This window comes from Jatrophihabitans sp., from assembly GCF_036388195.1.
GTDB lineage: Bacteria > Actinomycetota > Actinomycetes > Mycobacteriales > Jatrophihabitantaceae > Jatrophihabitans_A.
In genome coordinates, this window is sequence record NZ_DASVSG010000068.1 from 1 (window position 1) to 13,851 (window position 13,851).

12 protein-coding genes and 1 pseudogene are annotated in these 13,851 nt (G+C 68.6%); 9 read left to right on the plus strand and 4 right to left on the minus strand.

Annotated features, from left to right (window positions below; genetic code table 11):
* From VF612_RS07000 to VF612_RS07015, 4 genes and pseudogenes are all read left to right on the plus strand, one after another.
* Positions 1-487, plus strand: a pseudogene (locus VF612_RS07000) (dihydroorotate dehydrogenase electron transfer subunit); the annotation flags it as partial.
* Positions 488-1,459 carry a dihydroorotate dehydrogenase gene (locus tag VF612_RS07005; protein ID WP_408659135.1) on the plus strand — a complete coding sequence of 324 codons (972 nt, stop codon included), beginning with the start codon at positions 488-490 and terminating at the stop codon, positions 1,457-1,459.
* Positions 1,460-1,515: 56 nt separating this feature from the next.
* Positions 1,516-2,349 carry an orotidine-5'-phosphate decarboxylase gene (pyrF, locus tag VF612_RS07010; RefSeq protein ID WP_408659145.1) on the plus strand — a complete coding sequence of 278 codons (834 nt, stop codon included), beginning with the start codon at positions 1,516-1,518 and terminating at the stop codon, positions 2,347-2,349.
* Positions 2,350-2,565: 216 nt separating this feature from the next.
* Positions 2,566-6,276, plus strand: a complete 3,711-nt coding sequence (locus VF612_RS07015) for a CHAT domain-containing protein (protein ID WP_408659136.1) — start codon at positions 2,566-2,568, stop codon at positions 6,274-6,276.
* Positions 6,277-6,294: 18 nt separating this feature from the next.
* Here VF612_RS07015 and VF612_RS07020 read toward each other — a convergent pair whose 3' ends face one another.
* A complete protein-coding gene (locus VF612_RS07020; protein WP_408659137.1) occupies positions 6,295-7,083 on the minus strand; it encodes a hypothetical protein in 789 nt (262 codons plus the stop codon).
* Between the two features lie 555 nt (positions 7,084-7,638).
* Here VF612_RS07020 and mihF point away from each other — a divergent pair.
* Together mihF and gmk are read left to right on the plus strand one after the other, a co-directional pair.
* Positions 7,639-7,974 carry an integration host factor, actinobacterial type gene (mihF, locus tag VF612_RS07025; protein WP_408659138.1) on the plus strand — a complete coding sequence of 112 codons (336 nt, stop codon included), beginning with the start codon at positions 7,639-7,641 and terminating at the stop codon, positions 7,972-7,974.
* Positions 7,971-8,558: a guanylate kinase gene (gene gmk, locus VF612_RS07030; protein ID WP_408659139.1), complete on the plus strand. Its 588-nt coding sequence runs from the start codon at positions 7,971-7,973 to the stop codon at positions 8,556-8,558. The genes mihF and gmk overlap by 4 nt, the downstream gene beginning before the upstream one ends.
* Positions 8,559-8,584: 26 nt before the next feature.
* Here the strand turns inward: gmk and VF612_RS07035 are convergent, their stop codons facing one another.
* The 3 genes from VF612_RS07035 to VF612_RS07045 form a co-directional block, all read right to left on the minus strand.
* Complete coding sequence (locus VF612_RS07035) at positions 8,585-9,979, minus strand: NAD(P)(+) transhydrogenase (Re/Si-specific) subunit beta (protein WP_408659140.1); 1,395 nt, start codon at positions 9,977-9,979, stop codon at positions 8,585-8,587.
* Between the two features lie 133 nt (positions 9,980-10,112).
* Positions 10,113-10,454 carry an NAD(P) transhydrogenase subunit alpha gene (locus VF612_RS07040; RefSeq protein ID WP_408659141.1) on the minus strand — a complete coding sequence of 114 codons (342 nt, stop codon included), beginning with the start codon at positions 10,452-10,454 and terminating at the stop codon, positions 10,113-10,115.
* Positions 10,451-11,632 carry a Re/Si-specific NAD(P)(+) transhydrogenase subunit alpha gene (locus tag VF612_RS07045; RefSeq protein ID WP_408659142.1) on the minus strand — a complete coding sequence of 394 codons (1,182 nt, stop codon included), beginning with the start codon at positions 11,630-11,632 and terminating at the stop codon, positions 10,451-10,453. The genes VF612_RS07040 and VF612_RS07045 overlap by 4 nt, the downstream gene beginning before the upstream one ends.
* A 295-nt stretch (positions 11,633-11,927) precedes the next feature.
* Here VF612_RS07045 and rpoZ point away from each other — a divergent pair, with 295 nt between their 5' ends.
* The 3 genes from rpoZ to VF612_RS07060 form a co-directional block, all read left to right on the plus strand.
* Positions 11,928-12,191 (plus strand): DNA-directed RNA polymerase subunit omega, encoded by a 264-nt coding sequence (gene rpoZ / locus VF612_RS07050; protein WP_408652106.1) that lies wholly within the window; start codon positions 11,928-11,930, stop codon positions 12,189-12,191.
* Between the two features lie 17 nt (positions 12,192-12,208).
* Positions 12,209-13,462 carry a bifunctional phosphopantothenoylcysteine decarboxylase/phosphopantothenate--cysteine ligase CoaBC gene (gene coaBC, locus VF612_RS07055; protein WP_408659143.1) on the plus strand — a complete coding sequence of 418 codons (1,254 nt, stop codon included), beginning with the start codon at positions 12,209-12,211 and terminating at the stop codon, positions 13,460-13,462.
* Between the two features lie 35 nt (positions 13,463-13,497).
* Positions 13,498-13,851, plus strand: a 354-nt coding sequence (locus VF612_RS07060) for an S-adenosylmethionine synthetase N-terminal domain-containing protein (protein WP_408659144.1), incomplete at its 3' end; no start/stop codon positions are given.

The window sequence follows — 13,851 nt, forward strand, 5'->3', positions numbered from 1 at the left end:
GCCGCTGCTGCCGCTGGCCGAGCGGCTGATCGCCCGGGGCGGCGAGGTGGAGATGATCGTGGGCGCGTCGCGGGCGGACCGGCTGTTCGGCGAGCTGCAGGCCAAGCGGCTGATCGGCAAGGTCACCGTGACCACCGAGGACGGCTCGGCCGGCCAGTTCGGGCGGGTCACCGATCCGTTGCCGTCGGCGATCGAGCGGCTGGGCGCGGAGATCGTCTACGCCTGCGGGCCGATGGGGATGCTGGCCGCGGTCGGCGAGGTGGCCCGGGCGCATGCCATTCCGGCGCAGGTAGCGGTGGAAGAGGCGATGGCCTGCGGGATCGGGGTGTGCATGACCTGCGTGCTGCCGGTCCGGGGCGCGGACGGGGTGTCGCGCTTCGTCCGCTCGTGCGTGGAGGGGCCGGTCTTCGAGGCCGGCCGGGTGCGCTGGGCCGATGTCGGGACGTTGCCGGCCGACCTGTACGGAGCCGATGGGATGGGACGGTAGATGGCTGACCTGCGAACCTCGCTGGGGCGGTTGCAGCTGCCCAACCCGGTGCTGACCGCGTCCGGCTGCGCCGCGGCGGGCAAGGAGCTGAGCCAGTTCTTCGACGTCGCCGAGCTCGGCGGCATCGTCACCAAGTCGATCATGCTGCGGCCGCGGTCGGGCCGGGCGACGCCCCGGATGGCCGAGACGCCGAGCGGGATGCTGAACTCGATCGGGCTGCAGGGCCCCGGCATCGACGCCTTCCTGGCGCACGACCTGCCCTGGCTGCACGAGCAGGGCGCCCGGGCGGTGGTGTCGATCGCCGGGCGGCACACCGACGAGTACGTGGCGCTGGCCAAGCGGCTCTACAACCACCCGGTGGACCTGATCGAGGTCAACATCTCCTGCCCCAACGTCGAGAGCCGCGGCCAGGTGTTCGCCTGCGACCCGATCGCGGCCGGCCGGGTCATCTCGGCCGTCCGGCGGGCGGCGCACCCCAACGTGCCGGTGTTCGCCAAGCTCTCGCCGGACGTGACCGACATCGGGCTGATCGCCCGGGCGGTGACCGACGCCGGCGCGGACGGGATCTCGCTGATCAACACCCTGCTGGGCATGGAGATCGACCTGGACACCCTGCAGCCGGCGCTCGGCGGGGTGACCGGTGGGCTGTCCGGGCCGGCGGTGCGTCCGGTGGCGCTGCGCTGCGTCTGGCAGGTGCACCAGGCGGTGCCGCACCTGCCGCTGCTCGGGATGGGCGGGATCATGACCGGCCAGGACGCGCTGCGGTTCCTGCTGGCCGGCGCGTCCGCGGTGTCGGTCGGCACCGCGGTGTTCCACGACCCGGGCGCGCCGATCCGGATCCTTCGCGAGCTGGACGCCGAGCTGGACGCCCGCGGGTTCGGCTCGGTGGCCGAGGCGATCGGGTTCGCGCACAAGGATGCCCAGCAACGAGCGGGGCTGCGCCCGATTCCGACGCAGCCGGTACCGGCGTGAGGTCGGGGGTCGACGTGAGCTCCAGCGCGGACCTGAGCGCCGGCGAACGCTCCGGCATGGACGCCAGCTTCGGAGAGCGGCTCAGCACCGCCCTGGACCGGCGCGGCTCGCTGTGCCTGGGCATCGATCCGCACAGCCAGCTGCTTGAGCAGTGGGGGCTGGCCGACGACCTGGCCTCGCTGGAGCGGTTCGCGCTGAGCTGCGTGGAGGCGTTCGGGGACCTGGCGCCGGTGATCAAGCCGCAGTCGGCCTTCTTCGAACGGTTCGGCTCGCGCGGCATCGCGGTGCTGGAGCAGACCATCGCCGCCGCGCGGGCGGCCGGCGCGCTGGTGCTGCTGGACGTCAAGCGCGGCGACATCGGCTCGACCATGGCCGCCTACGCCCAGGCCTACCTGGACCCGTCCTCGGACCTGGCGGTGGACGCGATCACGCTCAGCCCGTACCTCGGTGTCGGCGCGCTGGAACCGGCCTTCGAGCTGGCCGAGCGACACCGGGCCGGGGTGTTCGTGCTGGCCCTGACGTCGAACAAGGAAGGGCCGCAGGTGCAGCACGCGCGGCTGGCCGACGGCCGGACGGTGGCCCAGTCGGTGATCGACGAGCTGGCGTCGCGCAATGCCGGAATGGAGCCGCTCGGCTCGTACGGGGTGGTGGTGGGCGCCACGATCGGGGACTCGATCGCGCAGCTGGGCCAGCTGAACGGGCCGTTCCTGGTGCCGGGCATCGGCGCCCAGGGCGGCACCGCGGCCGACGTCCGGCGGATCTTCGGGGCGAACCTGCGCGCGGTGCTGCCGAGCGTGTCCAGGGAGGTGCTGCGGGCCGGTCCGTCGGTGCCGGCGTTGCGCGCCGCGGCCGAGCGGGCGGTCGAGGATTTCCTTTTCCTGCGCGGCTAGTTCTGCGACTACATTGCCACTAATCATTCATTGACCTCGATTCATCGGGTATGTCCGCTGGACTGTGGTCGGCTTGGGCTGCCCTCTCTGCAACGGCAGTGTTGTCGACATGCCGCTGCATCAAGCTCGCGGTCGATGGCGAGTGTCAGATGCTGAGCATCGCGCTAATGTTTGGGTGCTTTGCATCGTGGTGGACCGAGAGGATGCGACGTGCTAGTGCGATTGACCCAGTTGGCGGCGGCCGAGGGGATGTTGCGCGTCGGAGTATCGATAGAAGATGCGGGGATGGTTCCGACTCGGGTCGAGGCAGAGGCGCCGTTCTCGATGGAGCCCACGGATATAGAGCGCTTGCGCTGGTATCTGGAGGACTTCCTAGAATACCCGCTTGACCCGGCACCGGAGCTCGCTCACGGGGTTGAGCAACGGATGGTTGACGTCGGGACGGCGTTGTTCCGGGCAGTGTTTGACTCCAATGCCGACGCACGTGATCTGTGGGCGACGGTGCGCACTGGCCTGACACAGGCACGTCTTGAGGTGGTCTCGGACATGACCGGTGCTCCTGGTCTCCCGTGGGAACTGCTGCGCGATCCTAGAACGAATGTGGCCGTGGCGCTGCGGGCACGGACGTTCGTACGCGCTCAACACAATCCGGGGCAGCCGATGGTGCTGCCTGCGGCGGATCAACCGTCGCTGAGGGTGCTGCTGGTGATCTGCCGGCCGGGAGGCGCCGCGGATGTGCCGTTCCGGTCGGTCGCCTCGCATCTGCTCAGCCTCGCCCGAGACAACAGGCACCTGTTACGGCTGGACGTGCTGCGGCCGCCGACCTTCGCGGCGCTCGGCCGTGTGTTGCGCGCGGCGGCCCAGGCGGGCCGGCCCTATCACGTGGTGCATTTCGATGGGCACGGTGCCTATCTCGACCCTTCCCAGGTCGACTTCGCGGCCAGCGGTGGCACGGCCGGCGGGCGAGGGCTGAACCCAGCGCGGTACTCGATGCTGTCCCCGGCGCGACCAGGATCGCATGGCTACTTGCTATTCGAGGACCGGACAGCAGCGGCCAACGAGCAATTAGTAGATGGGCCGAAACTTGGCGCACTGCTGGCCGAAACCGGTGTGTCGGTGCTGGTGTTGAACGCTTGTCGGTCAGCGCACGCCGAAGCCCCGACCGAACCGAAACCTGACGACCCTGCCACGGCCGATGTGCATAGCCGAGTCCGTGCCTACGGCTCACTGGCGCAGGAGGTGGTCGACGCCGGTGTGCCAGGTGTCGTGGCGATGCGCTACAACGTGTGGGTCGTGACCGCTGCACAGTTCGTCGCCGAACTTTATACTGCGCTGCTGAACGGTCAGTCGCTGGGTGAGGCGGTCAGCACTGGCCGGAAACACCTGGCCGAGCAACCCAACCGAGCGATCGCGTTCGAGCCGATACCGCTGCAGGACTGGATGGTGCCGGTGGTCTATGAGGCCGCACCGCTGGCCTTATTCGCTCGGTCGACCACCACGCTGAGCCTGGCCGCCGAGGAAGCGGGCGTAAATGAACGTCTGGTCGGAATACCGGACCGGCCGGATGTGGGATTCATCGGCCGCGATGAGACGTTGCTTGCTTTGGACCGAGCCTTCGATAGCCAGCAGATCGTGCTACTACACGCGTTCGCTGGCAGTGGCAAGACCAGTACGGCAGCGGAGTTCAGCCGCTGGTATGCCGACACCGGTGGGCTGGGCGGCAGTGACGGTGAGACAGCCGGGCTGGTGTTGTTTACTCCGTTCGAGCACCATCTGCCGCTGCCCAAGGTACTGGACCGGCTCAGCGAAGCGTGTCAGCCCTTGTTGGAGGCGAATGGCATCGAATGGCTAACACTGAATGACCTGCAGCGGCGTGGCATCGCAATGCAGGTACTCACGGCGGTGCCGATGCTGTGGGTATGGGACAATGTGGAACCGGTAGCTGGGTTTCCCGCTGGTACCGCCTCGGCGTGGAGCCCCGATGAGCAACGCGAACTGCTGCAGTTCCTCCGTGACCTGCGATCTACCAAGGCCAAGGTCCTACTTACCTCCCGCCGAGACGAGCATGACTGGCTTGGGGACCTGCCAGTCCGAGTGCGGCTACCACCGATGCCGATGCGAGAACGGGTACAGATGGCTGCCAAGATCGTTGAGCGGTATCCCCCCCACCGCATCACCGAGGTTGAAGACTGGCGGCCGCTGCTGCGCTACACCGCCGGCAACCCGCTCACCCTCACCATCCTCGTCGGCCAAGCCGTCCGGCAGGGGCTGACCAGTCGGGAGCAGATCGACCATTTCATCGCCCGATTGCGCGCGGGCGAGGCCGACCTTGATGAGGATGACAAACAGGGCCGCGACAGATCATTGGCAGCATCGCTAGGCTACGGCCTCGACGAGTCGTTTAGCGACACTGACCGGGCCCGACTTGCTCTGCTGCACCTATTCCACGACCATGTGGACGCCGATGCGCTCGCCGCAATGGGCACGATCCGCGACGCCGAATCCGAGAGTCAGCCCGCACCCGGAAATCCGACCTTGGTGCCGGAGCTGGCCGGCCTCCCCCGCGATCAGGTGATCATATTGCTCGACCGGGCAGCCGAGATCGGCCTGCTCACAGCCATCGGTAGCGGCTACTACAGGGTGCACCCGGCGCTGCCTTGGTACTTCCACAGGCTCTTTACCCACCATTATGGTGTACCGACGTCGCCGCGAGCGCTTGCGGCTGCCCGCGCCTACACCGAAGCTCTCAGCGGCCTTGGCGCTTTTTACCACAATGTCATCGTGGAGGGCCAGCGTGGGTTTGTACGCAACCTGGCCGCAGAAGAAGCGAACCTATTGCACGCCCGCGCCCTGGCCCGATCCCACCATTGGTGGAGCCATGTCATGGGAGCAATGCACGGACTAAAGGAGCTCTACGAGTACGCCGGGCGGAGCGTGGAATGGGCCCGCTTGGTCGACGAACTCACCGCCGATCTGACCGACCCCGTCACCGATCAGCCCCGGTCTGGCCTGGAATACGAATGGAGTATTCACACCACCTATCGCGTTCAACTTGCCCGGCAAGCCCGGAACTGGAAGCTGGTCCAACGTTTGCATGAGCTGGTTCTCGCCTGGGACCGGCAAAACGCCGCCGACGCTCTAAATCAACCATCCGACCAACTTGATGACAGCGCCCGGAACCTAATCCGCAACCTCGCTATTGACCTCCACCAACTAGGTCAAGCTTTACGCGAGCAAAATATTTCGACTTGTATTTCCGCCTATGACGAAGCCATGGAGCTGGCCAGGCGGATCGGTGACTCGCAGCTTGAAGCGGTCATCCTCTTCACCATCGGCACCGCGTACATAGTACTTGCCGAGCTGCGAGACCTAGACCACGCGGAGCAGGCCTACCAAGATAGCCTAATCCTCCGCAGTACCGATGATGTGCTCAGTCGTGCGAAATGCATTGGTCAGCTCGGAAGGGTCGCCCAGTATCGTTACGAAGAAGCCCTTCAGTCTGGCGAGCCGGCCGATGTCCAGCTTCGACACTTGAACGCCGCACTTAGCCATTTCCGGAAGGCTTTAGACATGCTGCCCCCAGACGCCGTGGGGTTACTGTTCGTGGCACATGGCCAGATTGGCTCAGCTTATGCTGAGGGTTCACGATTTGACAGTAGCCTAATCAATACAGCGCTTTTTCATTATCGCCTCTCCACCCAATACGCGATCGACGCCGGCAGCCGCTACGACGCCGGGGGCAGCCGTCAATCCGCCGCCCTTCTCCTCGCTCGGCACAGAGACAGCGCCGAGGCGCTGCCCTGGGCTAAGGCCGCGCTCGCCGACTTCGACGCGGTTGGCATTGGCGCAAAACAGAATGCCGAGGAGGTTCGCCGACTGATCGCCGCCCTGGAAGCACCTGACTCGGATCAGCAACCCCGAAGCTAACTAGCTCGCGGCCAACCGTCAGCCGCGCCTGCACATCACTGCGTCAGCTTCGGTGCCACTCGGCCCCTTTCCAAGCGGTAGTGACGCTGTACACCGTCGGCCCGGCACCGTTATCAAGAGCTCTACGGTCTCGTACTCACGGACGCTGTATGCCGGGACGGTGACGGACGTAGTTGCGGTACCCGACGCGTGTGCCACAGCACTAGCAATCATGGTCCGGCCACCCGGGCCCACTCCGGTGATTTCGACGCGCATCCAACGGCCAGGCGCCAGGCCGCTGATCTCGGCGCGCATCCCCATCTGCACGTCGCCGCCTGTCCGCCCAACCTGCAGCACGACGAGGGGGTCTGCCGAAGAGGAGGCGAGCAGCGTGGTAATCGCGGCAGCCGCGGCGATCATCACAGCCAACAGCAGTAACGCTCCCGCGGCCACTACGAGGTAAGCTCGCCTGAACTGGCGTCGGAACCATCGCTCTACCTCGAGCAAGTCACCCGGCGCCAGCGAAGCATTGAACCGCAGCAGCACTGAGCCCATAGCTAAGACCACCGCCCCCACCGCAACGCACACTGCGGAGACGGCTAGCGCTCGAGCCACCGGCGGCAATAAGAAGCCGGCCGGCGCGATCAAGCCTAGGCCAGCCAGCACAGTTCCGACGAGCGTCACACTGCCCACGACCTGTTTGGCCTTGTCTTCGACCCGTGCCAGTGACTTGTCCGGCGTCAAGGTCGCGGCAGCGTCCTTCCAAAGCCGGTCGCGCGCGGTGATGCGGCCACCCGTCCCGGCCGCTGGTGTATTGGCACCGGTCATGACCGGTGCCCCGAGTCAACTGATGATCTGTCCGGAGCAGGCCACATCATGAGGCTTTTCACCTCCCGAGCAGCTCACCACGACCCGAAACTTCTTTGGTCGCTTCACATTGAACGCAGCCGGGATCTGCGCCTCTAACTCTTCCTGGACAAGCTGAGTCAGATCCGACTGATCCTCACCGCACTGAAACACCGTAGGCATTGTGCGCATCAGTATCACTCCGCAGCATCGAAAGGTTCACCGACCGGGTACATGGCAGAGCGATGGTCCCGGAACGCGCCCAGCTGAGGCAAGAGGCGCGCGTAACGCTCTGCCGCTGTCTAACCTGCTGCTTCAGTGGTGAACCTGGGTCGGTGGCTGAAAATCAGGTCCCGATCCAGCCTGGCCCAGAGTGGTTGGCAGCATCTCCTTCGCCCTCTTCGTGCTGGGCCTGGTGGTGCTGCTGGCTCCGGTCGCACATCGCTTGCTAGGGCGGCGCCGGCCGCGAGCTCGGTTCAGCTGTCCATGATCGCAGTCGATGAGCCAGCCCGAGCTGGCGGCGGTACCGTGGCGAGCATGCCGGAGATCCCTCGGCTCAGCGCGGAGCAGCGGGCCGATGCGCTGGCAGCCGCTGCCGCCGCCCGGACGGCTCGGGCGCAGGCCAGGGCCGAGCTCAAGGCCGGACGGCTGAGCCTCGCCGAGCTGCTGGACCGGGCCGACGCCGATGAGCAGCTGGCCTCGATGCGGGTCACCGCGCTGGTGGCCGCGCTGCCCGGTTACGGCAAGGTGCGGGCCGCGGCGCTGCTGAGCGAGCTGCGGATCGCCGAATCCCGCCGGTTGCGCGGATTAGGGCCCCATCAGCGCGCCGCGTTACTCCAGCGAATCACGCAGACGGCACAATCGCGGTCATGACCCGACCAGCTGCGGACGCCATGGTTACCCCCGCCCGACTCACCGTGCTGTCCGGGCCGTCCGGGGTGGGCAAGGGAACCGTGGTGGCCGAGGTGCGCCGGCTGTTCCCGCACGTGTGGGTCTCGATCTCGTGCACGACCCGCAAGCCCCGTCCGGGCGAGGTGGACGGGGTGCAGTACCACTTCGTCAGCGACGCCCAGTTCGACGAGCTGATCGCCACCGACCGGCTGCTGGAGTACGCCACCTTCGCCGGCCGCCGCTACGGCACGCCCCGCAAGCCGGTCGAGCAGCACCTGGCCGCCGGCCGGCCCACCCTGCTGGAGATCGAGCTGCAGGGCGCCCGCCAGATCCGGGAGCGGATGCCCGACGCCCAGTTCGTGTTCCTGGCGCCGCCGTCGGAGAGGGAGCTGCGCGACCGGTTGGCCGGCCGGGGCACCGAGACCGACGACATGATCGAGGCCAGGCTGCTGCAGGCCCGCGCGGAGCTCGACGCCCGTACCGAGTTCGACGTCGTGGTGATCAACGACGACGTCGAGCGGGCCGCCGCCGAAGTGGTGTCGCTGCTCTCCGCCGTCGTCTCCTGAAGCGCGCGCGGGGACAACCCGAAGGCTCAGTCGACCTGCTTGGTGGCCGCGACCAGCGAGGCGAGTCCCTTCTTGGCGTCGCTGAACAGCATGCTGGTCTTGGGGTCGCTGTAGAGCTCGTTGTCGATGCCGGCGTAGCCCGAGGCCATCGAGCGCTTGACCACGATGATGCTGCGGGCGTGGTCGACGTCCAGGATCGGCATGCCTGACACGGCGTTTCCGGCACGACGGGCGGCCGGGTTGGTGACGTCGTTGGCGCCGATGATCAGGGCCACGTCGGTCCGGTCGAACTCCGGGTTGACGTCCTCCATCTCGCGCAGCTGGTCATAGGGGACGTTGGCCTCGGCCAGCAGGACGTTCATGTGCCCGGGCATCCGGCCGGCCACCGGATGGATCGCGTAGGACACCTCGATGCCCCGGCTCTCCAGCAGCTCGCCGAGCTCGCGCACCTCGTGCTGCGCCTGCGCCGCGGCCAGGCCGTAGCCGGGCACCACGATCACCTTGCTGGCATAGGCCAATTGCAGCGCGGCGTCGTCGATGGCGATCGACTTGACCGAGCCGCCACCGCCCGGTCCGACGTCGACGCCGGTCGCGCCGGTGCCGAAACCGCCGGCCATGATGCTGAGCACCGAACGGTTCATCGCATCGGCCATCAGCTTGGTGAGGATGCCGCCGGAGGCGCCCACCAGCGCGCCGGCGATGGTCAGGGTGGCGTTCTCCAGCACGAAGCCGGCCATCGCCACCGCGGTCCCGGTGAAGGCGTTGAGCAGCGAGATGACCACCGGCATGTCCGCGCCGCCGATCGGCAACACCATGCCGATGCCCAGCCCCAGCGCGGCGACCAGCACCAGGCCCAGCAGCCAGGGGTTGTCCACTCCGGCGATCACCGCGATCCCGGCGCCTATCGCGATCAGGGCCAACACCGCCGACACCAGCCGCGAGCCGGGGAAGTTGACCGGCTGGCTCCAGTAGCCCTGCAGCTTCGCCGCCGCGATCAGCGAGCCGGAGAAGGTCACCCCGCCGATCAGCACATCGAGCACCCCGGCGATCGCGATGCCTGCCGAGACGTGGCTGTCGTGCTGGTAGTCGGCCAGCGCGATCAGCGCCGCCGCGCCGCCGCCGACGGCGTTGAACAGGCTGACCAGCTGCGGCATCTGGGTCATCGCCACGGCCCGCGCGGAGTACAGCCCGGCGCCCGAGCCGATCAGGGCGCCGCAGATCAGCACCAGCCAGCGAGTGCCGTTCATGTTGCCGGCGTCGGACACCGACACCAGCACCGCGACGATCGCGACCAACATGCCGAAGGCCGACAGCTGGTTGCCGCGCCGGGCCGTGGCGGGGGAGTTCATCATGTGCAGGCCGAGGACGAAGGCCACCGCGCCGAACAGCGAGGCCAGCCGGACGCCGGTATCCACATTCATGCTGCTTCACCGCTCTTCGCGCGAGCGCTCATCGGCGCATTCGCTCCGCTCCAATAGTCAGTTCGGTCCGCGCCTCGCTCGTTCCTCGCTCGATGCTCCCTCACTCGAACTCGTGCCTCGCTGCGATGCTCGCTCATGCGGACTCAGCCTTCTTCGCGTGCGCGCCGACTGCCTTCGGGCCACTTCCTGGCACCGGGCGTTTACGGAACATCTGCAGCATCCGGTCGGTGACCGCATAGCCGCCCACCACGTTGGCCGCGCCGAAGGCCGCCGCCACGAAGGTCAGGACGTAGCCGAACGGCCCGTCGACGAACGAGGCCAGGATCACCACGCCGACCAGCACCACGCCGTGGATGGAGTTGGCGCCCGACATCAGCGGGGTGTGCAGCGTGGCCGGCACCTTGCTGATCACCTCGAAGCCCACCAGCAGCGCGAGCACGAAGATGGTCAGGTTGCCGACGAATCCCTGGGTCATGACAGCCGCCCTTCACTGGAGCCGACGCCGGCGGCCGGCGCACACAACGCAGCCACCGCGGGGGACACGATCTGGCCGCCGTGGCTGATCACCACGCCACGCTGGATCTCATCGTCGAGGTCGATCGTGAGCGCGCCGTCGCGGACGAGGTGGATCACGAGCGCGGAGATGTTGCGCGACAACGCCTGCGAGGCGCTGGTCGCCATCCGGGCCGGCAGGTTGGTCGCCCCGATCACCCGGACGCCGTTGCTGGTGAGCACCGTCTCGCCGGGGACCGAGCCCTCCACGTTGCCGCCGAGCCGGCTGGCGGCCAGGTCTACCAGCACCGAGCCTGGCCGCATCCGCGCCACCGTGGCGGCGGTCACCAGCACCGGCGGGGTCCGGCCGGGCACCTGCGCGGTGGTGATCACGATGTCGTGCCGGGCGATGTGCTCGGCCAGCTCCTGCTGCTGCGCCTGGCGCTCCTCGGCGGTGAGCTCCCGGGCGTAGCCGCCCTCGCCGGCCGCGGCGATGCCCGCTTCGAGCTCCACGAACTTCGCCCCGAGGGACTTGACCTCCTCGCGGGCGGCCGGCCGCACGTCGTAGCCGCTGACCACCGCGCCCAGCCGGCGGGCGGTGCCGATCGCCTGCAGCCCGGCGACGCCGGCGCCCAGCACCAGCACCGCGGCCGGCTTGGAGGTGCCGGCCGCGGTCATCAGCAGCGGGAAGAACCGGTCGTAGTGCTCGGCGGCCACCAGCACCGCCTTGTAGCCGGCGACGCTGGCCTGCGAGCTCAGGGCGTCCATCGACTGGGCCCTGGTCAGCGTCCGCGGCAGCCCGTCCAGGCTGATCATGGTGACGCCGCGCCCGGTCAGGGCCATGACCAGCTCGGGGTTGGTCAGCGGCGCCAGCAGCCCCAGGTAGGCCTGGCCGGACCGCAGCGCGCCCAGGACGTCCTCGGCTGGCGGTCCTACCGACAGCACCAGGTCGGCCTCGGCGACCAGCTCCGACCGGCCCAGCAGCCGGGCGCCGGCGGTTTGGTAGGCCTCGTCGTCGAACCAGGCAGCGGCGCCGGCGCCGGTCTCGACCAGCACTTCGGCGCCTACCGCCCGCAGCCGCTTCACCCCGTCCGGGTCGAGCGCGACCCGCCGCTCAGAAGCGGCCGTCTCTTTCACCACCGCGATCCGCAGGGTGCTCATCCGGCGTGCCTTTCGGTTTCAGGTTCGGTTGGGTGTGCTTACAGGACGGCTTCGGCCGCCTGCCGTCGAACCGGGGCGTCCCGGTCAACATCGCAGAACAGTAGCGGGTCGCCGTACCGATACTCGTGACCTTGCGCACAGGTGCTCCACCGTGCCTGACGACAGCTGCCGGGGATGCGCGCCGGATTGGTAGTATTGGCTCGGTGTGCGCGGCGTTCAGGTCGCCGACTGCCCTGAGCCAGGATCCGATGGCCCGGCCGCGCACGAGATTTTCCGAGAAGAATTCGAGGCTAGCGTGACCGCACCCGTGCCTGCTCCCGAAGGCATCACCAACCCGCCCATCGACGAGCTGCTCGACCGTACCGGCTCCAAGTACGCCCTGGTCATCGTGGCCGCCAAGCGCGCCCGCCAGATCAACGCCTACTACAGCCAGCTCGGCGAGGGGCTGCTGGAGTACGTCGGCCCGATGGTCGAGACCGCCCCGCAGGAGAAGGCGCTGTCGATCGCGCTGCGCGAGATCAACTCCGACCTGATCGAGTTCAAGCCGTCCGAGGCCTAGGCCAGGCAGCGCGCTCCGTGGCTGAGTCGACCACTGAACCGGTGCGGCCGGCCGGCCGGATCGTCCTGGGGGTTTCCGGTGGCATTGCCGCGTACAAGGCGGCGGAGCTGCTGCGCCGGCTGACCGAGGCCGGCCACGACGTCACGGTGGTCCCCACCGAGTCCGCGCTGCGGTTCGTCGGCGAGCCCACCTGGGCGGCGCTGTCGCACAACCCGGTGGCTGCCGATGTGTGGACCGGCGCCGAGCAGGTGCCGCACGTCCGGCTGGGCCGGCACGCCGACCTGGTCGTGGTGGCGCCGGCGACCGCCGACCTGATGGCCAAGGCCGCCCACGGGATGGCCGACGACCTGCTCACCAACACCCTGCTGACCGCCCGGTGCCCGGTGCTGTTCGCCCCCGCGATGCACACCGAGATGTGGCTGCACCCGGCCACCGTCGCCAACGTCGCCACCCTGCGCAGCCGTGGCGCGACGGTGCTGGAGCCCGCCTACGGCCGGTTGACCGGCACCGATACCGGCCAGGGCCGGCTGCCCGAGCCCGCCGAGATCGCCCGGCTGGCCGAGCTGCTGCTGCGCCGGCCGGACGCACTGCCGCCGGACCTGGCAGGACGCCGGGTGCTGATCACCGCCGGCGGGACTCGGGAGGCGCTGGACCCGGTGCGGTTCCTGGGCAACCGGTCCTCGGGCAGGCAGGGCTTCGACCTGGCCACGGTCGCCGCCGCCCGTGGCGCCCAGGTGAGCCTGGTGGCCGCCAATGTGGAGCTGCCCAGCCCCGCGGGCAGCGAGGTGATCCGGGTCGGCAGCGCCGAGGAGCTGCGCGCCGCGACCCATGCCGCGGCCAAGGACGCCGATGTCGTCGTGATGGCCGCCGCGGTGGCCGACTTCCGGCCCGCGTCGCCGGCCGAGACCAAGATCAAGAGGACCGATGCCGCGCCGGCCCCGGTCGAGCTGATCAGCAATCCCGACATCCTCGCCGAGCTCGTCCAGGCGCGGGCCGCCGGGCGGCTGAGCGCCCCGGTGATCGTCGGCTTCGCGGCCGAGACCGGCGACCAGCACGCCGACGTGCTGACCCACGGCCGCGCCAAGCTCGCCCGCAAGGGCTGCGACCTGCTCGTCGTCAATGCCGTCTCCGACGGCCGGGCGTTCGGCCAGCCCGACAACGCGGCCGTCATCCTGGCCGCCACCGGCGGTGAGGTCGACATCCCGCTCGGCCCGAAGACCGTGCTGTCCGCCGCTCTTTGCGATGCGATCGCAGCACTGTTGCCTGAGTAGACTCCCCCTCGCCAACACACCCCCTAGGAGCATTTGTGAGCCGTCGCCGCCTCTTCACGTCGGAGTCCGTCACCGAGGGACATCCGGACAAGATCGCCGACCAGATCTCGGACGGAATCCTGGACGCGCTGCTGGCCGCGGACCCGGCCAGCCGGGTGGCGGTCGAGACGCTGATCACCACCGGCCAGGTGCACATCGCCGGGGAGGTCACCACGAACGCCTACGCCGACATCCCCTCGATCGTCCGCAAGACCATCCTCGGCATCGGCTACGACTCCTCCCGCAAGGGCTTCGACGGCGAGTCCTGCGGCGTGAGCGTGTCGATCGGCGCCCAGTCCGCCGACATCGCCCAGGGTGTGGACACCTCCTACGAGGCACGGGTCGAGGGC

Excerpts from the sequence above, each read along its gene's own strand:
- VF612_RS07005 (WP_408659135.1), top strand. The coding sequence starts at position 488 with ATGGCTGACCTGCGAACCTCGCTGGGGCGGTTGCAGCTGCCCAACCCG.
- pyrF (WP_408659145.1), top strand. The coding sequence starts at position 1,516 with ATGGACGCCAGCTTCGGAGAGCGGCTCAGCACCGCCCTGGACCGGCGC.
- VF612_RS07020 (WP_408659137.1), bottom strand. The coding sequence starts at position 7,083 with ATGACCGGTGCCAATACACCAGCGGCCGGGACGGGTGGCCGCATCACC.
- mihF (WP_408659138.1), top strand. The coding sequence starts at position 7,639 with ATGCCGGAGATCCCTCGGCTCAGCGCGGAGCAGCGGGCCGATGCGCTG.
- gmk (WP_408659139.1), top strand. The coding sequence starts at position 7,971 with ATGACCCGACCAGCTGCGGACGCCATGGTTACCCCCGCCCGACTCACC.
- VF612_RS07035 (WP_408659140.1), bottom strand. The coding sequence starts at position 9,979 with ATGAATGTGGATACCGGCGTCCGGCTGGCCTCGCTGTTCGGCGCGGTG.
- VF612_RS07040 (WP_408659141.1), bottom strand. The coding sequence starts at position 10,454 with ATGACCCAGGGATTCGTCGGCAACCTGACCATCTTCGTGCTCGCGCTG.
- VF612_RS07045 (WP_408659142.1), bottom strand. The coding sequence starts at position 11,632 with ATGAGCACCCTGCGGATCGCGGTGGTGAAAGAGACGGCCGCTTCTGAG.